This is a genomic window from Sphingomonas sp. NBWT7, assembly GCF_014217605.1.
Lineage (GTDB): Bacteria > Pseudomonadota > Alphaproteobacteria > Sphingomonadales > Sphingomonadaceae > Sphingomonas.
In genome coordinates this window covers 2,107,489-2,127,463 of sequence record NZ_CP043639.1, presented here as the reverse complement: position 1 = coordinate 2,127,463, position 19,975 = coordinate 2,107,489, and the positions used below count along the sequence as shown (strand labels likewise).

Annotated in this window: 21 protein-coding genes; 13 read left to right on the top strand and 8 right to left on the bottom strand. The window is 68.7% G+C overall.

Translation table 11 applies throughout. The annotated features are described in order from the left end of the window. Positions 1–11 precede the first annotated feature (11 nt). Complete coding sequence (murA, locus tag F1C10_RS10470; RefSeq protein ID WP_185206006.1) at positions 12–1,295, bottom strand: UDP-N-acetylglucosamine 1-carboxyvinyltransferase; 1,284 nt, start codon at positions 1,293–1,295, stop codon at positions 12–14. Positions 1,296–1,420: 125 nt separating this feature from the next. Here murA and F1C10_RS10465 point away from each other — a divergent pair, with 125 nt between their 5' ends. Further along, on the top strand, positions 1,421–2,155 hold the full coding sequence (locus F1C10_RS10465) for a Crp/Fnr family transcriptional regulator (RefSeq protein ID WP_185206004.1): 735 nt from the start codon (positions 1,421–1,423) through the stop codon (positions 2,153–2,155). A 23-nt stretch (positions 2,156–2,178) separates the two neighbouring features. On the opposite strand, the gene F1C10_RS10460 is transcribed toward F1C10_RS10465, so the two are convergent. The 4 genes from F1C10_RS10460 to F1C10_RS10445 form a co-directional block, all read right to left on the bottom strand. Next, the gene (locus F1C10_RS10460) at positions 2,179–2,475 is read right to left on the bottom strand and encodes a hypothetical protein (protein WP_185206002.1); all 297 of its coding nucleotides are present in this window, start codon (positions 2,473–2,475) and stop codon (positions 2,179–2,181) included. Between the two features lie 34 nt (positions 2,476–2,509). After that, positions 2,510–2,836, bottom strand: a complete 327-nt coding sequence (gene clpS / locus F1C10_RS10455; RefSeq protein WP_085809018.1) for an ATP-dependent Clp protease adapter ClpS — start codon at positions 2,834–2,836, stop codon at positions 2,510–2,512. Positions 2,837–2,994: 158 nt separating this feature from the next. After that, entirely contained in the window at positions 2,995–3,666 is a 672-nt protein-coding gene (phaP, locus tag F1C10_RS10450) for a phasin family protein (protein ID WP_258042847.1), read from the bottom strand. Positions 3,667–3,761: 95 nt separating this feature from the next. Next, positions 3,762–5,525 (bottom strand): alpha/beta hydrolase, encoded by a 1,764-nt coding sequence (locus F1C10_RS10445; RefSeq protein WP_185205998.1) that lies wholly within the window; start codon positions 5,523–5,525, stop codon positions 3,762–3,764. Positions 5,526–5,640: 115 nt separating this feature from the next. Between F1C10_RS10445 and F1C10_RS10440 the strand changes: the two genes are divergently transcribed. From F1C10_RS10440 to F1C10_RS10400, 9 genes are all read left to right on the top strand, one after another. After that, entirely contained in the window at positions 5,641–6,849 is a 1,209-nt protein-coding gene (locus F1C10_RS10440) for an LL-diaminopimelate aminotransferase (RefSeq protein ID WP_185205996.1), read from the top strand. Positions 6,850–6,928: 79 nt separating this feature from the next. Continuing rightward, positions 6,929–7,726, top strand: coding sequence for a sulfite exporter TauE/SafE family protein (locus tag F1C10_RS10435; RefSeq protein ID WP_185205994.1), 798 nt, complete (start codon positions 6,929–6,931; stop codon positions 7,724–7,726). Between the two features lie 79 nt (positions 7,727–7,805). Further along, a complete protein-coding gene (locus F1C10_RS10430) occupies positions 7,806–8,249 on the top strand; it encodes a thioesterase family protein (RefSeq protein ID WP_185205992.1) in 444 nt (147 codons plus the stop codon). A gap of 10 nt (positions 8,250–8,259) precedes the next feature. Continuing rightward, a complete protein-coding gene (locus F1C10_RS10425) occupies positions 8,260–8,484 on the top strand; it encodes a DUF1272 domain-containing protein (protein ID WP_185205991.1) in 225 nt (74 codons plus the stop codon). A gap of 58 nt (positions 8,485–8,542) precedes the next feature. Continuing rightward, positions 8,543–9,685: a bifunctional hydroxymethylpyrimidine kinase/phosphomethylpyrimidine kinase gene (thiD, locus tag F1C10_RS10420; RefSeq protein ID WP_185205989.1), complete on the top strand. Its 1,143-nt coding sequence runs from the start codon at positions 8,543–8,545 to the stop codon at positions 9,683–9,685. Further along, positions 9,673–10,281 (top strand): ribonuclease HII, encoded by a 609-nt coding sequence (locus F1C10_RS10415; RefSeq protein WP_185205987.1) that lies wholly within the window; start codon positions 9,673–9,675, stop codon positions 10,279–10,281. Before thiD ends, F1C10_RS10415 begins: the two co-directional genes overlap by 13 nt. Before the next feature lie 177 nt (positions 10,282–10,458). Next, complete coding sequence (locus F1C10_RS10410; RefSeq protein WP_185205986.1) at positions 10,459–11,610, top strand: site-specific DNA-methyltransferase; 1,152 nt, start codon at positions 10,459–10,461, stop codon at positions 11,608–11,610. Positions 11,611–11,706: 96 nt separating this feature from the next. Continuing rightward, positions 11,707–12,753, top strand: coding sequence for a dihydropteroate synthase (gene folP, locus F1C10_RS10405; RefSeq protein ID WP_185205984.1), 1,047 nt, complete (start codon positions 11,707–11,709; stop codon positions 12,751–12,753). Next, the gene (locus tag F1C10_RS10400) at positions 12,746–13,495 is read left to right on the top strand and encodes an NRDE family protein (RefSeq protein WP_308458056.1); all 750 of its coding nucleotides are present in this window, start codon (positions 12,746–12,748) and stop codon (positions 13,493–13,495) included. The genes folP and F1C10_RS10400 overlap by 8 nt, the downstream gene beginning before the upstream one ends. Here the strand turns inward: F1C10_RS10400 and F1C10_RS10395 are convergent. After that, the gene (locus F1C10_RS10395) at positions 13,492–14,901 is read right to left on the bottom strand and encodes an amino acid permease (protein WP_185205982.1); all 1,410 of its coding nucleotides are present in this window, start codon (positions 14,899–14,901) and stop codon (positions 13,492–13,494) included. The genes F1C10_RS10400 and F1C10_RS10395 overlap by 4 nt on opposite strands. Before the next feature lie 133 nt (positions 14,902–15,034). On the opposite strand from F1C10_RS10395, the gene F1C10_RS10390 reads away from it, so the two are divergent. The 3 genes from F1C10_RS10390 to F1C10_RS10380 all read left to right on the top strand — a co-directional run bounded on the left by F1C10_RS10390 (position 15,035) and on the right by F1C10_RS10380 (position 17,238). Continuing rightward, a complete protein-coding gene (locus tag F1C10_RS10390; protein WP_185205980.1) occupies positions 15,035–15,610 on the top strand; it encodes an alpha/beta hydrolase in 576 nt (191 codons plus the stop codon). An 87-nt stretch (positions 15,611–15,697) separates the two neighbouring features. After that, positions 15,698–16,174 (top strand): 5-(carboxyamino)imidazole ribonucleotide mutase, encoded by a 477-nt coding sequence (gene purE, locus F1C10_RS10385; RefSeq protein ID WP_185205978.1) that lies wholly within the window; start codon positions 15,698–15,700, stop codon positions 16,172–16,174. Then, positions 16,171–17,238 (top strand): 5-(carboxyamino)imidazole ribonucleotide synthase, encoded by a 1,068-nt coding sequence (locus F1C10_RS10380; RefSeq protein ID WP_185205976.1) that lies wholly within the window; start codon positions 16,171–16,173, stop codon positions 17,236–17,238. Before purE ends, F1C10_RS10380 begins: the two co-directional genes overlap by 4 nt. On the opposite strand, the gene F1C10_RS10375 is transcribed toward F1C10_RS10380, so the two are convergent. After that, positions 17,235–18,365, bottom strand: coding sequence for an acyl-CoA dehydrogenase family protein (locus tag F1C10_RS10375; protein ID WP_185205974.1), 1,131 nt, complete (start codon positions 18,363–18,365; stop codon positions 17,235–17,237). The two genes, F1C10_RS10380 and F1C10_RS10375, sit on opposite strands and share 4 nt — an antisense overlap. A 58-nt stretch (positions 18,366–18,423) precedes the next feature. Next, entirely contained in the window at positions 18,424–19,968 is a 1,545-nt protein-coding gene (locus F1C10_RS10370) for a DHA2 family efflux MFS transporter permease subunit (RefSeq protein WP_185205972.1), read from the bottom strand. Positions 19,969–19,975: the final 7 nt, after the last annotated feature.

The window sequence follows — 19,975 nt, the reverse complement described above, 5'->3', positions numbered from 1 at the left end:
CGAAGCGCGGCTTATCCGTCGCTGACGCGCTCGATATCGGCGCCGACCGCCGACAGCTTCTCCTCAAGCCGCTCATAGCCGCGATCGAGGTGATAGACGCGCGCGACCGACGTCTCGCCCTCCGCCGCGAGGCCGGCGAGAATGAGGCTCATCGACGCGCGCAGATCGGTCGCCATGACCGGTGCTCCGGCGAGCCGCTCGACCCCGCGCACCACCGCGGTGCGTCCGCTCACCGTGATGTCCGCGCCCATCCGCGCGAGCTCGGGCACGTGCATGTAGCGGTTCTCGAAGATCGTCTCGGTCAGCACGCTCGCGCCTTTCGCCATGCACAGCATCGCCATGAACTGCGCCTGCATGTCGGTGGCGAAGCCGGGGAAGGGCGCGGTGGTCAGCGTCAGCGGCTGCAGTGGGCCCTGCGCCATCACTGTCACCGAATTCTTCTTCTGCGCGATCAGCACGCCCGCGTCGGCAAGCGCCGACAATGTCGCCCCCATGCTCTCGGCGTCGATATTGACCAGCTCGAGGCGGCCCCCGGTGATCGCCGCGGCGCAGGCGTAGCTGCCCGCCTCGATCCGATCGGGCATCACCGCATAGGTCGCGCCGTGCAGCCGGTCGACGCCCTCGATCTCGAGCGTCTCGGTGCCGATCCCCTCGATCTGCGCGCCCATCGCGACGAGGCATCGGCACAGGTCGACGATCTCGGGCTCGCGCGCGGCATTCTCGATCCGCGACGATCCCCTCGCCGTCACCGCTGCCATCACGACATTCTCGGTCGCACCGACTGAGACGACGGGGAAGCGATACCGGCCGCCCGGCAGGCGTCCGCCGGGCGCGCGCGCGGTGACGTAGCCCGCGCTCATCTCAAGCTCGGCACCGATCGCCTCCAGCGCCTTCAGATGCAGGTCGATCGGGCGGTTGCCGATCGCGCATCCGCCTGGCAGCGAGACGCGCGCCTCGCCGGCGCGCGCAAGGATCGGGCCGAGCACCAGGATCGACGCGCGCATCTTGCGCACGATGTCGTATGGCGCCTCGGTCGAGGTCAGCTGGCCGGTGCGGATCGTCATCACGCGGCCGAACTCGTCCGGCCGCGTGCCCTCAATCGCGGTCGATGCGCCGAGCTGGTTGAGCAGGTGGCCGAAGCCGTCGACGTCGGCCAACCGCGGCAGGTTGCGCAGCGTCAGCGGCTGGTCGGTCAGCAGCGCGCACGGCATCAGCGTCAACGCGGCATTCTTCGCGCCCGAAATCGGCAACTTGCCCGACAGCCGACGGCCGCCGCGAATGAGAATACGGTCCATTGGCCGCATCTACCTGCCTGCCGCGCGCTCGCCAAGCGACGCCTGCGTAACGATGTTGATCGACTTTAATGCGGCCTGCGTGGTCGTGCGCTTAGCTCCCGGGTGGAAAAGGGGATCGTCACCGAGTGCCAAGCAACTCTTTCGCCGATCGGCTCGGCGAGCATGTGGTTCTAACAGAGGGAGAAAGGACGGCGCTGCAGCTGCTGGACGATCGCGAACGCGCGGTGCGGCGTGGCGGTGCGCTGTGCCGGGAAAACGATGCGGTAGCCGATTTCTTCATTCTGAAACGCGGGATGCTGATGAGCTTCGTCATTCTGAACGACGGCAGTCGTCAGATCCTGCGCTTCATCCTGCCGGGCGATATCGTCAGCCTGTCGACCCTCGCCTATGCCCGCGCGACGGAGACGATATCGGCGCTCGCCGACAGCGTCGTCGGCATGTTCGACCGGTCCGCCATGGCGCGGGTCTTGCGCGATCATCCGCGATTGTATGCCGCGATGATGGCGCTCGATCAGGTGACGCGCGCGGCGCTGAGCGATCGCGTCGCTAGCCTCGGCCGTACGTCCGCGCGCGCGCGCGTCGCCTCCGTGCTGCTCGAGATCCGCGATCGGATGCGCCGGCTCGACCCGGCGTTTCCGACCAGCTTCGCACTGGGACTGACGCAGGAAGAGATCGGCGATGCGACCGGGCTGACGGCGGTGCACGTCAATCGCATGCTGCGCCAGCTGGAGGACGAGCGGCTGATCGCGCGGGCTGGGGGCTGCGTTACCCTGATCGACGAGGCGCGGCTGGTGCGCGCGGCGCATTACGTCGATCGGATGACCGGCGTCGATCTGTCGTGGTTGTCTTCACCGAGCTAGTGATTGCCGACGGCACGTGCCGATCAGCGCAGCCGCTCGACGAAACCGATCACATGTTCGTAGGCGGCGCGATCCTCGTGGCCGAAGCGCGCCGTCAGCGCAGCGGCATCGCCCCCTACGGTGCGCGAGCGCCACAGGGCGACCTGATACGCCTTGCGTTCGGCGCCGCACGCCTGCTCGGTCTGCAATGCGATCGTCGCGGTGGTGCCGGTGCTCGCCATCGCGACCTGCGCGTAATCCTCCAGGCAGGCATACCAGGCCGCGCGCTCGGGCTCGGCCGGCGCGCTCGGAGTCGCCGCATTCGCGGCGAGCGCGATCATCAGGGGCGCGAGCAAAAGCACGATGATCCGGCGGTCAGGCCTTTTCCAGCGTGCATTGCAGCGGATGCTGGTTCTGCCGCGCGAAATCCATCACTTGGCTGACCTTGGTCTCGGCGACTTCGTAGCTGAACACGCCGCATACGCCGACACCCTTCTGATGAACGTGCAGCATCACGCGCGTCGCCTCTTCGGACGTCATGCGGAAGAAGCGCTGCAGGCACAGCACGACGAATTCCATCGGCGTGTAGTCGTCGTTGAGCATCAGAACGCGATATGGCGTCGGCTGCTTCGTCTTGGCGCGGGTACGCGTCGCGATGCCGACGCCGGTTCCCTCACCGCCATCGTCGCGCCGCTCGGCCATGGTGATCGGAAGGCTGGTCATGGTCACGCCGCAAAATATGGCAAGCGGGCGGGCGAGGGCAAGGGCCCGTCGGCCGAAGACGCCGCACATCGAAACGAAAACGGGCGGCCGCTGCGAAGCGACCGCCCGGTTACGCGGGTACTGAAGGACGACGCGGGTTACGCGGCGACCTTGATCTTCTCGGCAGCGAGCGCGACTCGGTTTGAGATCGGCTGGGCGATCTCGCCGGCGAGCTTCAGCGCCGCTTCGGTCGAGCGTGAGGCTTCGGCGACGAACGCGTCGAACGAGCTGCGCGCATAGTCGCTCTGCAGCTTGAACAATTCGGTCGGCGACTTCACCGTCGTCATCGACTTGAACGCGCTCGATGCGTGGTCGAACGAGGTCTTGGCGTAGGCGGCGGCGTTCTGGCCCATCTGCTCCATGCCCTTGGCGGCGATCTTCGACGATTCGACGATCGCCTCGATGTTGCCCTTGTTGAAGGCGGCGACGTCCTCGAGCGCGCGCGCGCCCTTCTCCATCGAAGCCTTGGCGCGCTCGTTCACGTCGGCGAACGCGGTCTTCGTCTTGTCGGTCATCATCTCGATCGTCTCGACCATCTTGAATTCCTTCATCCTGCGGACCGCCGGAGCGGCTGACTGATTGGGTTCGGCAACGGGCTGCGCGTCTGCGGCGATCTCGGGCGCGGGCGCGGCAGTCTTGGCTAGGGCCGGCTTCTTGGTGGCCGGCTTCGCGGTCGGCGCCTTGAGCACCGGCGGCACCGGGCTGGGCCCGTCTTCGGCATTCGGCACGACGATCTCATCGAGGCTGATCGGCGTCGGGATATCGGTCATGCGCGAAAGCTCCATCATGCTGCACTGCACAAATAGGGGCTTGCTTACATCGATGCAAGCGCGATTTTGTGCGGCGCAGCAAATGATGGCAGGGATCAGCGCGTGCGGACGTAGCTCCCGGGTGCGGGCTCGATCGCGGGCAACGATCCCTGCCCGGGTTGGCGTGCCCCATCCGCGGGAACGCGCGTGGCGTCATGCGCTGCCAGCCAGTCGAACCAGTATGCCCACCAGCTGCCCTTGGTTTCGGTGGCGCCGGCGACGAATGCGTCCAGCGTGTCGGCGGACGCGTCGTTGATCCAATATTGGTATTTCTGTGCCGACGGCGGGTTGACCACGCCCGCGATATGCCCCGATCCGGCGAGCAGGAAGCGCACGGGCCCACGGAAATGACGGGTGATTTCCCACACGCTTTCCGCCGGCGCGATATGATCCTCGCGCCCCGCCTGGACGAAGGTCGGCGTCGCGACGCGCGTCAGATCGATTGGCGTGCCGTCGATCGACAGCGCGCCGGGCTTCACCAGCAGATTGTCGCGGTACAAATCGGTCAGGTAGCTCTGGTGCCACTTCGCCGGCAGATTGGTGGTGTCGCCGTTCCAGTGCAGCAGATCGAACGGCGCATAGTCGTTGCCGAGCAGGTAATTGTTGGTGACGTAGTTCCAGATCAGGTCGCGTCCGCGCAGCAGATTGAACGTTGCTGCCATGTAGCGCCCGTCGAGATAGCCCTCGCCCGACAGCGACCGCACCATCGCCAGCTGTTCGTCGTCGACGAAATGCTGCAGTTCGCCCGCTTGCGCGAAATCGACCTGCGCGGTGAAGAAGGTGGCGCTGTGCACTTTGGCCGCCTCGCCGCGCGCGGCGAGCAGCGCGAGCGTCGCGGCGAGCGTCGTCCCCGCGACGCAATAGCCGATAGCGTGCACCGCCGGCACGTCGAGCAGCGCGCGGATCGTGTCGATCGCATCGATCTGCGCGGCGACGTAATCGTCCCACACCACGTCCTTCATCGTCGCGTCGGCGGACTTCCACGACACCATGAACACGGTGATCCCGCGCTCGACGCACCAGCGGATGAAGCTTTTTTCGGGCGTGAGATCGAGAATGTAGAAGCGGTTGATCCACGGCGGAAAGATGACCAGCGGCGTGGCGAGCACGTCGGGCGTCGCCGGCGCATATTGGATGAGTTCGTAGAGCGGGGTGCGGTGGATTACCTGGCCGGGGGTGACCGCCAGGTTGCGGCCGATCTCGAACGCACCGTCGGGCGTATGCGTCAGCTGCCCGCGGCCCATGTCGGCGAGCATGTGCTGCAGGCCCTTGAGCAAATTCTCGCCGCGCGTCTCGATCGTCTTGGCGATCACCTCGGGATTGGTCAGCGCGAAGTTCGACGGGCTCATCGCGTCGACGAAACCGCGCGTCGCGAAGCGCAGCTGTTCCCTCTGCCGCTCGTCGACGCCATCGAGCGCGTCGATCCCGCGCAGCATATGGTCCGAGATCAAGAAGTACGACTGGCGGATCCAGTCGAACATCGGATTGTCGCGCCACGCATCGGCCTTGAAGCGCTTGTCGCGCGATTGCGCGGCGGGCTCTTCCGGCTTTGGCTGCGCGGGATCGAGGAAGCGCTGCCACAGCGACAGGCTGTCGGCCCAGAAATCGCGCACCTGCGCGGCGAGCGGGTTGGCGGCGGGCGTCGCGTCGAGCGTCGCTAGCCCCTGCTCGAGCATCATCTGCTGCGCCCGCCCCATCACCCATGTCCAATGCTGAAGATCGGCGAGGCTGGGGACGGAAGCGGCGGCGACGGCTTCCGGCGGCGCGTCGGGCGCACCGCCTGCAGCGGCGCCGGTAGCGGAATGGGGTCGATCGGTCATGCAATCCTCTTCCACCCATCAGCATAGCGCGGCTTCGCGACGGCGAAACCCCGGCTGCCTTCCGCTCGCCCGATGCAGCCGCTATGCCCGGTGCTCCCGCAACGAGGGTACGCCCATGTCCGACGAATTCTACCGCATCAAGCGCTTGCCGCCCTATGTCATCGCCGAAGTGAATGCGATGCGGGCCGCGGCGCGTGCGGGCGGCGAGGACATCATCGATCTCGGCATGGGCAACCCCGATCTGCCGCCGCCGCCGCACGTCATCGACAAGCTCGTCGAGGTGGCGAAGAAGCCCGACGCGCATGGCTATTCGGCGTCGAAGGGCATCCCAGGGCTGCGCCGCGCGCAGGCCAATTACTACGGCCGCCGCTTCGGCGTCGACATCGATCCCGAGACCGAGGTCGTGGTGACGATGGGATCGAAGGAGGGGCTCGCCAGCCTCGCCACCGCGATCACCGCGCCGGGCGACGTCGTGCTCGCGCCCAATCCGAGCTACCCGATCCACACCTTCGGATTCATCATCGCCGGCGCGACGATCCGCGCGGTGCCCACGACGCCCGACGAGCGCTATTTCGAGAGCCTCGAGCGCGCGATGGCCTTTACCGTGCCGCGGCCGAGCATCCTCGTCGTCAACTACCCGTCGAACCCGACGGCGGAGGCGGTCGATCTCGCCTTCTACGAGCGGCTGGTCGCCTGGGCGCGCGAGAACCAAGTGTGGATCATCTCGGACCTCGCCTATTCGGAGCTTTATTACGACGGCAATCCGACGCCCTCGATCATGCAGGTGAAGGGCGCCAAGGACGTCGCGATCGAGTTCACCTCACTCAGCAAGACCTATTCGATGGCCGGCTGGCGGATCGGCTTCGCGGTCGGCAACAAGACGCTGATCGCGGCGATGACGCGCGTCAAATCGTATCTCGATTACGGCGCCTTCACGCCGATCCAGGCGGCGGCCTGCGCGGCATTGAACGGCCCGCAGGACATCGTCGAGCAGAACCGCCGCCTCTACCACAAGCGCCGCGACGTGATGGTTGAGAGCTTCGGCCGCGCCGGTTGGGACATTCCGAGCCCGCGCGCCTCGATGTTCGCCTGGGCGCCGCTGCCGCCGGCACTCGCGCACCTCGGCAGCCTCGAATTCTCCAAGCAGATGCTTACCCACGCCAAGGTCGCGGTCGCGCCGGGCGTCGGCTACGGCGAGAACGGCGAGGGGTTCGTGCGTATCGCGATGGTCGAGAACGAGCAGCGGCTGCGCCAGGCGGCGCGCAACGTGAAGAAGTATCTCGCCAGCATGGGCGTCAACACGCCTGCGCGGAACGCGGGTTGAGCCACCCGTTCGTGCGGCGGCAGCGGCGCGAACGCTGCATCGCGTTTCGTCGCGGCGAGGCTCGGGGATCGCCGTTCGAATGGGGCGTCGCTACGTGATTGCCGCCTACAACCCGCTCTACTCGCTCGCCGGCGTCCTCGTGGGGATGCTTGTCGGGCTGACCGGCGTCGGCGGCGGATCGCTGATGACGCCGCTGCTCGTGCTCGCCTTCGGCTTCCATCCGGCCACCGCAGTCGGCACCGATCTGCTCTACGCCTCGGCGACCAAGACCGTCGGCGGCGCGGTGCACGGGCTGCGCGGCACGGTTGACTGGGTGATCGTCCGCCGGCTGGCGATCGGCAGCGTGCCCGCCGCGGCGCTGACGCTGCTGGTGCTTAGCCGAGTGAACGCGCACACCAGCGGGACGGGCACGACGATCGCGGCGGTGCTGGGGATCGCGCTGATCCTGACCGCGCTGGCCACGTTCTTCCGCACGCGGATCGTCGCACGTATCGGGCCGCGCTTCCGCGGCATGAGTGCGCGGCGGCTGGCCGCGCTAACGATGCTGCTCGGCGCGCTGCTCGGCGTGCTCGTCTCGCTCACCTCGGTCGGGGCGGGCGCGCTCGGCATGACGGCGCTGCTGATCCTCTACCCGACGACGCCGATCAATCGGCTGGTCGGTTCGGACATCGCGCACGCCGTGCCGCTCACGCTGATCGCGGGGATCGGGCATTGGTGGCTCGGCTCGGTCGACGCGGCGCTGCTCGTCTCGCTGCTGGCGGGTTCGATCCCGGGCATCGTGCTGGGCAGCGTGATCGCCACGCGCGTCACCGACCGCGTGCTGACGCCGATTCTTGCGACGACGCTCGCCGTCGTCGGGCTCAAGCTGATCCTGTAGCAGCGCGTTCACGCAGCGACGCGACAGGGACACTGCCGGCGCCCACGCCCCACACAGACACAGGTATCAGGATCATCGCATGACCCGTCCCGGCTTCGCCTTCTCGACCGCGCTCAAGGTGCGCTACGCCGAGATCGACGGCCAGCGCGTCGTCTTCAACTCGCGCTACCTCGAATATGCCGACGTCGCGGTCACCGAATATTGGGCGTGGACCGGGATCGCCGACGCGCTGGGCGAGACGTGGCGCGAGATGGAGTTCCACGTCCGCCGCGCCACCGTCGATTATCTCAAGCCGCTGTTGCTCGGCGACACCGTCGAAGTATCGGTGCGGATCGACCGCGTCGGCACGTCGAGCATCACCAAGCGCTTCGAACTCGCCAACCAGCACGGCGATCTGTGCAACGTGATCGAGATCGTCAGCGTCAACGTTCACCTGCCCACCGGTCGCCCGGTGGCGATCGACGGTGACGTGCGCCGCTTCATCGACGCGCTGGTGGTAGCGCAGCCCGATCGGGTGGCGTAAGGGCGCCGCGATGCTCGAGATGCGCCCCGATTGCGAACGCTGCGGAACCGATCTGCCCGCCGACGAGGGCGGCGCCTTCATCTGCTCGTTTGAATGCACCTTCTGCGCCGACTGTGCCGATGCGATGGACGAACGCTGCCCCAATTGCGGCGGCGAACTGCTCGACCGCCCGGCGCGCGTCGGCGCGGCGCTGAAGAAGCATCCGGCCGCGACGACGCGGTTCCACAAGGGGTGAGCCGGGCGGTTTGCTCGCTGCCGGTCTGCCGATCGAGAGGCGCGCCGCGAGGTCGTCGATGACGGCGCGGATCCTCATCGTCGCCGGTTCCGATTCGGGGGGCGGGGCGGGCATCCAAGCCGATATCCGCACCGTCACGATGCTCGGCGGCCACGCGATGACCGCGGTGACCGCGATCACCGCGCAGAACACGCTGGGCGTCCACGGCGTCCATCCGATCCCGCCCGCGATGGTGGTGCAGCAGATGCGCGCCTGCCTCGACGATATCGGCGCCGACGCGGTGAAGATCGGCATGATCGGATCGGCCGAAACGGTGCACGCCGTCGCCGACGTGCTCGAAGGATTGTGCGGTGTGCCGATCGTGTTCGATCCGGTGATGATCGCGACGTCGGGATCGGTGCTCGCCGACGACGCGACGATTGCCGCGTTCGATCGGCTGATGCACGGCGCGACGCTCGTCACCCCCAACCTGCCCGAACTCGCCGCGCTGGGCGGCGAGGCGGCGGTACTCGCGACCGGCGCGGCGCTGCTCGCCAAGGGTGGGCATGCCGAGGGGGAAGTGATCACCGACCGGTTGATCGCACGTGACGGTGAGGTCGCGCGCTGGTCCGCGCCGCGGATCAATACGCCGCACACGCACGGCACCGGCTGCACGCTGGCGAGCGCGATCGCGGAAGGATTGGGCCGCGGCCTGCCGCTGCCCGTCGCGATCGACCGCGCGCGACGCTTCGTGCGCATCGCGCTCAAGGAGGCGCCTGGGCTCGGCGGCGGGCACGGCCCGATGGGGCATCACAAGGTGCGGCTCGACTGCGATCTCGGGGGCGCGACGATCAATCAGGTGACGCTTCCCGCGACCGACCACGCAGCAAGCTTCGCCTTCTATCGCGCGCTCGGCCTCGTCCCGATCGTCGACAGCGGCGGCCGCTACGCGCGCTTCGAGAGCGCGGGCGGCACCACGCTATCGATCGAGGCGACCGCGGAGGTCGGCGGACGGGCGGTCGTTTTTCTGGAAGTCGGCGATCTCGATGCCGCCGTCGCTGCGGCGCGCGCGCACGGGATTGCGGTCGGCGATCCGGTCGATCAGCCGTGGGGTTGGCGCGAGGCGGCACTCGTCGATCCCGCGGGCAATCCGCTTCGTCTCTACACCGCTGGCGAGAACCGCCGCTTCCCGCCATGGCGGGTCGCATCATGCCCGGATTGAAGCACGAACGCCTGTATCTCGCCCCCGTCGCCGGCGTCGACGAAGCGGGGAGGGGGCCGCTCGCGGGGCCGGTCGTCGCCGCCGCGGTGATCCTGCCCGAGCGCGGCGTGCCGCGCGGGATCGACGATTCGAAAAAGCTCGTCGCCGCAGAACGGGCGCGGCTGTGTGCACGGATCACCGATTGCGCGATCGTCGGCATCGGCATCGTCGAAGCGGACGAGATCGATACGCTCAACATCTACTGGGCGACGATGAAGGCGATGACGCTGGCGGTCGATCAGCTCGCCGCCACGCTCGGCTGCGCGCCGGGGCACGTTCTGGTCGACGGCAACCGTCTGCCACGCTGGGGCTATGCCGCGACGCCGATCGTCGGCGGCGACGCGCTGAGCCGCTCGATCGCCGCCGCTTCGATCGTCGCCAAGCATACGCGCGACACGATCATGCTTACGCATCACGAATCATATCCGCACTACGACTGGGCGTCGAACAAGGGCTATGGCGCGCCCGCGCACCGCCGCGCGCTGGCCAAGCACGGGCCGTGCCCGCTGCACCGGCGCAGCTTCGCGCCCGTCGCCCAGACGGTTCTGCCGCTCTAGAGTCTTTTGCGCCACACCCCACAGCTTGAGTCAAATCGTGCCGGCGGACTCAATATCTGGGAGGGGCCGCGCAATGTTCCGCCGTGTTAACGAATTCGCAACCGCGATCGTTAACCAATGTACGCTTGACGACGAGTCCACCGCGCGGCGACCATCGCGTGCGAACAGGGGGAATCAATGGGGGTCATCGAGAAGACGCGCGTCCGCCGCGTGAAGGCAGCGCCGTCGGCGCCGGCCGCGGCCGCGCCGGCAGTCCTCCCGCTGGACGAGATCCTGATGGGCGACTGCATCGCGCACATGCGCGCGCTGCCGGCGAAGTCGATCGACATGATCTTCGCCGATCCGCCGTACAATCTGCAGCTCGGCGGCGAACTGTTCCGGCCCGACGGCAGCCACGTCGATGCGGTGACCGACGATTGGGACAAGTTCGACAGCCTGAAGCATTACGACGCCTTCACCCGCGCGTGGCTGGCCGAGGCGCACCGCATCCTGAAGGACGACGGCACGATTTGGGTGATCGGCAGCTATCACAACATCTTCCGCGTCGGCGTGGCGGTGCAGGATCTGGGCTATTGGATCCTCAACGACATCGTCTGGCGCAAGAACAACCCGATGCCCAATTTCCGCGGCACGCGCTTCACCAACGCGCACGAGACGCTGATCTGGGCGTCGAAGGGCGAAAAGGCGAAATACACCTTCAACTACCGCTCGATGAAGACGCTCAACGACGAGTTGCAGATGCGCTCCGACTGGGAATTCCCGATCTGCGGCGGGCAGGAGCGGCTGAAGGACGCCGAGGGGCACAAGGTGCACCCGACGCAGAAGCCCGAGGCTTTGTTGTACCGCATCCTCCTCGCCTGCACGAAGCCGGGCGACGTGGTGCTCGATCCGTTCTTCGGCACCGGCACGACCGGGGCGGTCGCCAAGCGGCTCGGGCGGCGCTGGATCGGCGTCGAGCGCGAGACCGACTATATCGCGGCGGCGCGCGCGCGCATCGCCGCGGCGCTGCCGCTCGACGAATCGGCGCTGACGACGATGCAGAGCCCGCGCCAGCAGCCCAAAGTGGCGTTCGGCGCTTTGGTCGAAAACGCGTACCTCCCCGCCGGCAGCATCGTGACCGACGCCAAGCGCCGCTGGCGTGCCACGGTGCGCGCCGACGGGAGCCTGGCAAGCGAGTGCGGCGCGATCGGATCGATCCATAAGCTCGGCGCGACGCTGCAGAACGCGCCGGCGTGCAACGGCTGGACCTTCTGGCATTACGACGCGGGCGGTACGCTGGCGCCGATCGACACACTGCGCCAGACGTATCTGCTCGCCACGCAGGTGTGACGGCCTGACCGCGGTGATCGGGGCGCGGACGGCGGCGGCGGGCTTGTCCCTCACCGCTCCACGTCGCAGAGCCGCGGCGCATTCTGAAAGGCTGTCATGCACCTTCGCCCGGTCCACTTCCTCGATGCGCCGTTCGCCTATCCCGATGGCGCGGCGGTGCGGCTGGCGGGCGGCATGCAATGGTTTGCCGCCTATGAGGTGATCGAGCGGGGGGCGAAGCGCATCGTGCCCGTCGCCGATATCGGCACGCTCGGGCCACGTGCGGCCGAGCTCCACGCGCGCATCATCGCGCCGCGCCCCCAGCTGACGCTCGGCGAACGGACACTGCGCTTCGACCAGCCGGTCGTCGCCGGCATCCTCAACCTGACGCCAGACAGTTTCTCCGACGGCGGCGTGCACCGCGACGATGTCACTGCCGCGACCGCGGCGGGCATGGCGATGGCGGGCAGCGGCGCCGCGATTGTCGATCTCGGCGGCGAATCGACGCGTCCCGGCGCGGCACTGGTGTGGGAGGGGGACGAGGCGGCGCGCGTCGTGCCGGTAATCGAGCGGCTTGCTGCGGCAGGCGCGCTCGTCTCGATCGACACGCGCAAGGCGCTGGTGATGGAGCGCGCGCTCGCGGCCGGCGCGGCGATCGTCAACGACGTGTCCGCGCTGCTGTGGGACAAGCGCGCGGCCGAGGTCGTCGCGCGCGCCGGCTGCCCGGTGATCGTTATGCACTCGCCCGATCCCGCCAAGGGGCCGCACGGCGGCAGCGGCTATCGCGATGTCGTGACCGAGGTGTTCGATTGGCTCGACGCGCGCGTCGCGGCGATCGTTGCGGCAGGTATCGATCGATCGCGCGTCATCGTCGATCCCGGCATCGGCTTCGGCAAGTCGCTGCAGGACAATCTGGCGCTGCTCAATGCGCTGGCGATGTTCCACGGGCTCGGTTGCCCCCTCATGCTGGGCGCGAGCCGCAAGCGGCTGATCGGCGCGCTGTCGAACGAGGCGCCGGTCGGTGAGCGGCTCGGCGGATCGGTGGCGCTGGCGCTTACCGGCGCGGCGGCGGGGGTGCAGCTGCTGCGCGTCCACGATGTGGCCGAGACGGTGCAGGCGCTGCGCGTGTGGCGCGGGCTGCGCGACCGGGCGTTCGTTGGATGATACGTCGCACGACGGAGCGCTGCTGATGTGCGTCGTCGCGCTGGCGATCGACGCCGATCCGCGCTGGCCGCTGATCGTCGTCGGCAACCGCGACGAGTTCCACAGCCGGGCGTCGGCGCCGCTGGCGTGGTGGGACGATGCGCCTGGGATGCTCGCCGGCCGCGATCTGGTATCGGGCGGCACGTGGATGGGTGTCTCCTCGGCCGGGCGGTTCGCGGTTGTCACCAACGTGGCAGGTTACCCGCGCGGTGCCGATGCGCCCTCGCGCGGCGCGCTGGTGGCGGATTATCTTCGTGACGGGTCGCTGCCGCGCGACGAGACGCTGGCGGCGTTCGGTGGGTTCAGCCTGATCACCGTTGGCGGGGCGGCGACGTTCCGTACCAACCAGCCGGCGACACGGATTCAGCCGCTGGCGCCCGGCCTGCACGGCATCGCCAACGGTCCGCTCGATCCACCTTCACCGCGCACGCGGCTGTTGCGGGCGTCGCTCGGCGGTTGGCTGGCGGCGGCGGGGCCGGTCGAGACGCTGCTCGACCTGCTTGCGGACGAGACGCCCGCCGTTGGCGGCGAGCGGCCGGTGTTCATCCGCGACACCGTCTACGGCACGCGGTGCAGCACGATCGTCGCGGTCGATGCTGCCGGTTGCGGGATCATGATCGAGCGGCGCTTCGGACCCGGCGGCGCGGCGCAAGGCGACACCCGGCTGGCGTTCGACTGGCCCGAAGGTGCCGCGCGAGGTTAAGCCTGCGCCTTCCCCTCCAGGCTGTTGCGGCGGCCGTAGAGGAAATAGATTGCCAGCCCGATCACGTTCCAGATCACGAAACGGCCGATTGTCGCGGAGGGCAGGCTGAACAACAGGTAAACGCAGCCGGCGATCGCCAGCGTGCCGACGAGATAGGGTTGCGGGCAGCGGAACAGGCGATGCGCGTCGGGTGCGCGGCGGCGCAGCACCATCAGGCACGCCCCGACCGCGATAAAGGCAAGCAGCGTGCCCGCATTGGCGAGCTCGGCGATCTCGTCGAGGCGGAAGATGCCGGCGACGATCGCGATCGATACGCCGGTGACCAGCGTGATCAGCGTCGGCGCGCCGGTCCGCTCGCTCACCGTGGCGAGGCGGCGCGGCAACAGACCGTCGCGCGCCATGGTAAAGAACACGCGGCTTTGGCCGTACATCATCACGAGAATGACCGACGGCAGCGCGATGACCGCGGCGAGCGCAATCAGATAGGCGGCCTGCGGGTGATCGAGCGAGCGTAGCACGAGCGCGAGCGGCTCGGTCGAGTTGGCGAGGCTGGTGAACGGCAGCGCGCCGATCGCAGCGACCGCGACGAGCATGTAGATGAGCGTGCAGACCAGCATCGAGCCGACGATGCCGATCGTCAGGTCGCGGCCTGGGTTCTTCGCCTCCTCCGCCGATGTCGCCACAGCATCGAAGCCGTAGAAGGCGAAGAAGACGATCGCCGCCGCCGCCATCACGCCGCGCTTCTCGCCGCCGGTTTCGACCGAGCCGAAGCCGTAGGGCATGAACGGCTGCAGGTTGCCGCCGTCGAACGCAGGCAGGGCGAAGGCGATGAACACCGCGAGTGCGGTGAGCTTCACCACGACGAGGACGATGTTGAGCGTCGCGCTCTCGCGCGTGCCGGCGATCAGCAGACCCATGACGGCAAGCGCGACCGCGACGGCCGGCAGGTTGATCAGCCCGCCGGCGTGCGGGCCGGACAGGAGCAGTGGCGGCAGCGTGACGCCCGCCGCCTGGATCCAGCCGACGAGATAGCCCGACCAGCCGACCGCGACGGTCGCGCAGGCGAGCGAATATTCGAGGATCAGGCTCCACCCGACGATCCACGCCAGCGCCTCGCCCAGCGCGGCGTAGCTGAAGGTATAGGCGCTGCCCGCGGCGGGAATCATCGTCGCGAGTTCGGCATAGGCGAGCGCGGCGCAGGCACACACCGCGCCGGCGATGACGAAGGCGAGGATCACCGCCGGGCCGGCGCGCTCAGCGCCGACGCCGATCAGCGTATAGATGCCAGTGCCGACGATCGCGCCGACGCCGAGCGCGATGAGGTGCGGCCAGGACAATGTCTTGGCGAGCGCGTGGCGTGCGTCGTGCTGCGTCACCGATTCCAGCGACTTGCGTGGACCGAACATCTATTCCCCCGTGAACCTTTCCGGCGACCGTGACGTGTTAGCGGCTATCAGGCAACCGTCGCCGCGCATGGCATTGCGGTAGCCCCGGCGTGCGTGGCATGATGCCGCGTGCCTTCATTCGGGGACCAGCGCGATGTCGACCGCCGTACTGCCGATGCCCAGCCGTTTCTCGATCATCACGATTGCCGCGCCCGACGTGACGGCGCCGGCATGGCACGCGCGGCTGCGCTGGCCCAGCCACGGCGATGAGCATGTGACGCTCGACAGCGGCGCGCGACGCGGGATCTGGGCGGCGCAGCTCGACGCGGCGGTGATGCGCGCCGATCGCGCAGTGGTGCTCGTCGCCGAGGGTATCGGCTGCCATGCGGCGTCGTGGTGGGCGCGGCTGTCGCCGGCTGGCTATGTCGGCAAGGTCGCTGGCGCGCTGCTGTTCGATCCGCCGCGCGACGGCGCGGGGGCGAAGGACGCTTACGCCTCCCCCGCCATCGCGCTGCCCTTCCCCTCGCTGGTGCTGACCGACACGAGCGATGCGCCGCCGGCGGACGCGATCGAAGGCTGGGGAAGCCGGCTGATCGATGGGCATCGCCAGCGGCAGGGCGAGCTGCGGCCGTGGCGCAGCGCGCAGCGGCTGGTGGAGCGCGTGACGGCCAAGGTGATCGAGCGCGACGTCGAGCGGGTGTTCGCGCTCAATCCGCGCGCGCGCCGCTGATCGAGGCGGAAAGCCCCTTTTCACCCGCCGGATCGCGCGGCGCAGCTTCCGGTTGCCCTCGTTTCCCCGGCTCGCTAACCGCCGATCATGGCGCAGGTCGGCATCATCATGGGCTCGACGTCCGATTGGGAGACGATGCGGCACGCCGCGGAGACGCTCGACGCGCTCGCCGTTCCGCATGAGACGCGCGTCGTCTCGGCGCATCGCACGCCGCAGCGGCTCTACGATTACGCCACCGGCGCCGCCGATCGCGGCATCAAGGTGATCGTCGCGGGTGCGGGCGGCGCGGCGCACCTGCCGGGGATGGCAGCGGCGATGACGCACCTGCCGGTGCTCGGCGTGCCGGTCGAATCGAAGGCGCTCAACGGCATGGATAGCCTGTTGTCGATCGTGCAGATGCCGGGCGGCATCCCGGTCGGCACACTGGCGATCGGCAAGGCGGGCGCGATCAACGCCGGGCTGCTCGCCGCCGCGATCCTGGCGACGAACGACGCGGCGCTCGCCGAGCGGCTGAAGGCGTGGCGCGTGGCGCAGACCGAGGCGGTGGCGGAGCGCCCGGCATGACGCCGCTGCCGCCGGGATCGACGATCGGCATCCTGGGTGGCGGTCAATTGGGGCGGATGATCGCTTCGGCTGCAGCGCAGCTCGGCTATCGCACGCACGTCCTCGCGCCCGATCGCGAGAGCGTCGCGGCGCAGACCGCCTCCTCGCTGACGCGCGCGGATTACCACAACCGCATCGTGCTCGCCGATTTCGCCGCGCAGTGCGATGTCGTCACCTACGAATTCGAGAACATCGCTGCGGGGCCGGTCGAGTGGCTCGCCGAGCGCGTGCCGGTGCATCCCTCGCCCGCCAGCCTGCGCGTGGCGCAGGAACGGGTGGCAGAGAAGGAATTCGTCGCGGCACTGGGCGGCACCCCGGCGCGCTGGGCCGCGGTCGGCTCGCGCGCCGAGCTCGACACGGCGCTGGCGCAGATCGGCACGCCGTCGGTGCTCAAGACGACGCGCATGGGGTACGACGGCAAGGGCCAGGTGCGGCTGCATTCGGCGGACGATGCCGATGCGGCCTGGGCGGCGATCGACGGGCCCGCGGTGCTCGAGGCGTTCGTCGACTTCACGCACGAATTCTCGATCGTGCTGGTGCGCGATCATGCGGGCAACATGGTGAGCTATCCCCCGCCGTGGAACGAACATATCGACGCGATCCTCGCGCGCTCGACTGTTCCGGCGCCAGCGCAGATCGCCGCGCACTGGACCGAGGCGGCGGCGCTGACCGGCAGGATCGCCGACGCGCTGGGGCATGTCGGCGTGCTGACATGCGAGTATTTCGCGACGCCCGAGGGGCCGGTGTTCAACGAGATGGCGCCGCGCGTGCACAATTCGGGGCATTGGACGATCGAGGGCGCGGTTACCTCGCAATTCGAGAACCACGTGCGCGCGATCTGCGGGCTGCCGCTCGGCGATACCGGGCTGACCGGCAGCGAAGTGACGATGGAGAATCTGATCGGCGACGCGGCCGGGCGCTGGGGCGCGCTGCTCGCCGAGCCGGGCGCGCACCTCCACCTTTACGGCAAACGCGAGGAGCGCGCCGGCCGCAAGATGGGGCACGTCACCCGCGTTCGCCGCTAGAGCGCGAGCTCCTGTCGCATCAGCGCGGCATAGCGCTTGGCATGGTGATCGCCGGCGCCGAACTGCTGCTCGATCGCGGTCGCGCGGCGGAAATAGTGGCCGACCGCGAGCTCGTCGGTCATCCCCATCCCGCCGTGTAGCTGGACGGCGTTCTGTCCGACGAAGCGCACGGCATCGGCCACCGTCGCCTTCGCCGCCGCGATCGAGCGCGCGCGCGTCGCGGCATCCGCATCGAGATGGAGCGCGGCGAGATAGGCGGCGGAGGTCGCCTGCTCGACCGCGATGAACATGTCGACCATGCGGTGCTGCAGCGCCTGGAAGCTGGCGAGCGGCTGGCCGAATTGCTTGCGTTCCTTGGTGTAGGCGACGGTATCGCCGAGCAGCTTGCGCGTGAGCCCCGCGGCCTCGGCGCAGAGTGCGGCGATGCCCTCGTCGCGCGCCTGTTCGAGCAGCGGCAGCGCGGCGCCTTCCTCGCCGAGCAGCGCGTCTGCGGGCAGCGTCACGTCGCGCAGCGTCAGGTCGGAGGCGGGCAGGCCGTCGATCAGCGCGTAATCGTGGCGGCTGATGCCATGCGCGTCGGCGGGCACGAGGAACAGCGACACGCCGCGCACGTCGCGCGGCGCACCGTCGGTCCGCGCGGTGACGATCAGCCACTCGGCGCCCGGCGCGCCGGCGACGACGACTTTGTCGCCGTCGAGCGTCCAGCCGTTGCCACTGCGCCGCGCGCTGGTCGCGACCGCCTCGAGCGCCTGGCGGCTGTCCGCCTCGCCCGCGGCGAGCACCGCGCGCGTCTCACCCTCGGCGATCAGCGGCAGCAGCGCCGCCGCGCGTTCGCCGCCCGCGCGCTTGAGCAGGCCGGCGGCGACCACCGCGGTCTCGATATAAGGGACGCTCGCCAGCGCCTCGCCGAGCGCGTCGGCGACGACCATCGCCTCGACCGCGCCGCCGCCCAGTCCGCCGGCCTCGGTCGGCAGCGTCGCGCCGAGCACGCCGAGATCGCGGCCGAGCGCGTGCCACAGCGCCGCGGTGTCACGCGTGCGGTGCGGATCGAACGCGTGATGCTGCGCCAGATAGCGTTTCAGCGTGTCGCGGAGCATCGCCTGCTCGTCGCTGAGCGAAAGATCCATGGCCCTCTCCCGTCGTATTTGGAACGGGCAATGAATTGGCCGGCGCGCCGACGCAAGATCAGTCGGCGGCGACGGGCCCTGCGCCGTTCGCCGAAGGGCGGCGGCACAGCCAGACGAGGATCAGCAACGAGCCGCTGAGATAGGCCGACAGCCGGAACAGATCGGTCGAGGCGAGGAGATACGCCTGGCCGACCATCTGACGCGTGACCGCCGCCGCCGCTTGCGTCGCGTCGAGCCCGAGGCGCGTCAGGTTCTCGACCGCCATACGATACGGCACGCCGTTGCCGACCGCGTCGGAAAGCCGGCCCTGGTGCAGCGCCTCGCGCCGATCCCATGCGGTGGTGATGATCGACGCGGCGAAGGCGCCGGCGACGATGCGCGTGAAGTTCGACAGGCCCGTCGCCGAGGGCAGCCGCTCGGGCGGGATGCGATCGAGCGAGATCGTCAGCATCGACAGGAAGAAGGTCGACATCGCGACGCCCTGGACGAGCAGTGGGAAGACGAAATCCCAGAAGCCGGCATTGGTGGTGTAGCCCGAGCGCAGCCAGTAACTGATCGCAAAGGCGACGAACGCGACGCTGGCGAGGATGCGCGCGTCGATCTTGCCCGACAGCCGCGCGCTGAGCGGCGTCAGCAGCACCGCGACGACGCCGCTGGGCGCGGCGACGAGCCCCGCCCAGGTCGCGGTGTAGCCAAGCTGCGTCTGCAACCACAGCGGCAGCAGCAGGATGTTGGCGAAGAACACCGCATAGCCGAGGCAGAAGGCGATGTTGCCGATCGCGAAATTGCGGTTGGCGAACAGCGACAGGTCGACGATCGGATTGGCGTCGGTCAGCTCCCAGATCAGCCATGCGACGAAGCCGACCGCGGCGACGACGGTGAGCACCACGATCATCGGATCGTTGAACCAATCGGCGTTCTTGCCGAGATCGAGCATGATCTGGAGCGAGCCGACCCACAGCACCAGCAGCGCGAGCCCGATCGTGTCGATCGGCACCTTGGCGGTCGGCGTCTCGCGGCTGGCGAGGTTAGTCCAGCAGATCGCGACGGTGAAGATGCCGAAGGGCACGTTGATCAGAAAGATCCACGACCAGTGGTAATTGTCCGAGATATACCCGCCGAGGATCGGCCCCATGATCGGCGCGACCAGCGTCGTCATCGACCAGATGCCGAGCGCGGTCGAGCGCTTGTCGGGCGGGAAGACCGAGATGAGCAGCGCCTGGCTGCCCGGCATCATCGGTCCGGACACCGCGCCCTGGAGGACGCGGAACGCGATCAGCGACGGCAGATCCCACGCGACGCCGCACAGGAACGACGCGATGGTGAAGAGCGTGAGCGAGACGCAGAAGGTGCGCACGACGCCGAAGCGGCGCATCAGCCACCCGGTCAGCGGCACCGAGATGCCGTTGGCCACCGCGAAGGCGGTGACGATCCAAGTCGAATTGTCCGAACTGACGCCGAGATTGCCCGCGATCGTCGGCAGCGAGACGTTGGCGATGGTGGTGTCGAGCACCATCATGAACGTACCGAGCGCGAGCGCGAAGGCGACTAGCCCGAGCCGTGGCCCGGTTAGCGGCGCGGGTTGCGGCGGCGCGCTAGCCATGTTGCGT

Bases quoted from the DNA above. Each gene is read 5' to 3' on its own strand.
- murA (WP_185206006.1), bottom strand. From the start codon at position 1,295: ATGGACCGTATTCTCATTCGCGGCGGCCGTCGGCTGTCGGGCAAGTTG.
- F1C10_RS10460 (WP_185206002.1), bottom strand. From the start codon at position 2,475: ATGATCGCGCTCGCCGCGAATGCGGCGACTCCGAGCGCGCCGGCCGAG.
- clpS (WP_085809018.1), bottom strand. From the start codon at position 2,836: ATGGCCGAGCGGCGCGACGATGGCGGTGAGGGAACCGGCGTCGGCATC.
- phaP (WP_258042847.1), bottom strand. From the start codon at position 3,666: ATGACCGATATCCCGACGCCGATCAGCCTCGATGAGATCGTCGTGCCG.
- F1C10_RS10445 (WP_185205998.1), bottom strand. From the start codon at position 5,525: ATGACCGATCGACCCCATTCCGCTACCGGCGCCGCTGCAGGCGGTGCG.
- F1C10_RS10440 (WP_185205996.1), top strand. From the start codon at position 5,641: ATGTCCGACGAATTCTACCGCATCAAGCGCTTGCCGCCCTATGTCATC.
- F1C10_RS10435 (WP_185205994.1), top strand. From the start codon at position 6,929: ATGGGGCGTCGCTACGTGATTGCCGCCTACAACCCGCTCTACTCGCTC.
- F1C10_RS10430 (WP_185205992.1), top strand. From the start codon at position 7,806: ATGACCCGTCCCGGCTTCGCCTTCTCGACCGCGCTCAAGGTGCGCTAC.
- F1C10_RS10425 (WP_185205991.1), top strand. From the start codon at position 8,260: ATGCTCGAGATGCGCCCCGATTGCGAACGCTGCGGAACCGATCTGCCC.
- thiD (WP_185205989.1), top strand. From the start codon at position 8,543: ATGACGGCGCGGATCCTCATCGTCGCCGGTTCCGATTCGGGGGGCGGG.
- F1C10_RS10415 (WP_185205987.1), top strand. From the start codon at position 9,673: ATGCCCGGATTGAAGCACGAACGCCTGTATCTCGCCCCCGTCGCCGGC.
- F1C10_RS10410 (WP_185205986.1), top strand. From the start codon at position 10,459: ATGGGGGTCATCGAGAAGACGCGCGTCCGCCGCGTGAAGGCAGCGCCG.
- folP (WP_185205984.1), top strand. From the start codon at position 11,707: ATGCACCTTCGCCCGGTCCACTTCCTCGATGCGCCGTTCGCCTATCCC.
- F1C10_RS10395 (WP_185205982.1), bottom strand. From the start codon at position 14,901: ATGTTCGGTCCACGCAAGTCGCTGGAATCGGTGACGCAGCACGACGCA.
- F1C10_RS10390 (WP_185205980.1), top strand. From the start codon at position 15,035: ATGTCGACCGCCGTACTGCCGATGCCCAGCCGTTTCTCGATCATCACG.
- purE (WP_185205978.1), top strand. From the start codon at position 15,698: ATGGCGCAGGTCGGCATCATCATGGGCTCGACGTCCGATTGGGAGACG.
- F1C10_RS10380 (WP_185205976.1), top strand. From the start codon at position 16,171: ATGACGCCGCTGCCGCCGGGATCGACGATCGGCATCCTGGGTGGCGGT.
- F1C10_RS10375 (WP_185205974.1), bottom strand. From the start codon at position 18,365: ATGGATCTTTCGCTCAGCGACGAGCAGGCGATGCTCCGCGACACGCTG.
- F1C10_RS10370 (WP_185205972.1), bottom strand. From the start codon at position 19,968: ATGGCTAGCGCGCCGCCGCAACCCGCGCCGCTAACCGGGCCACGGCTC.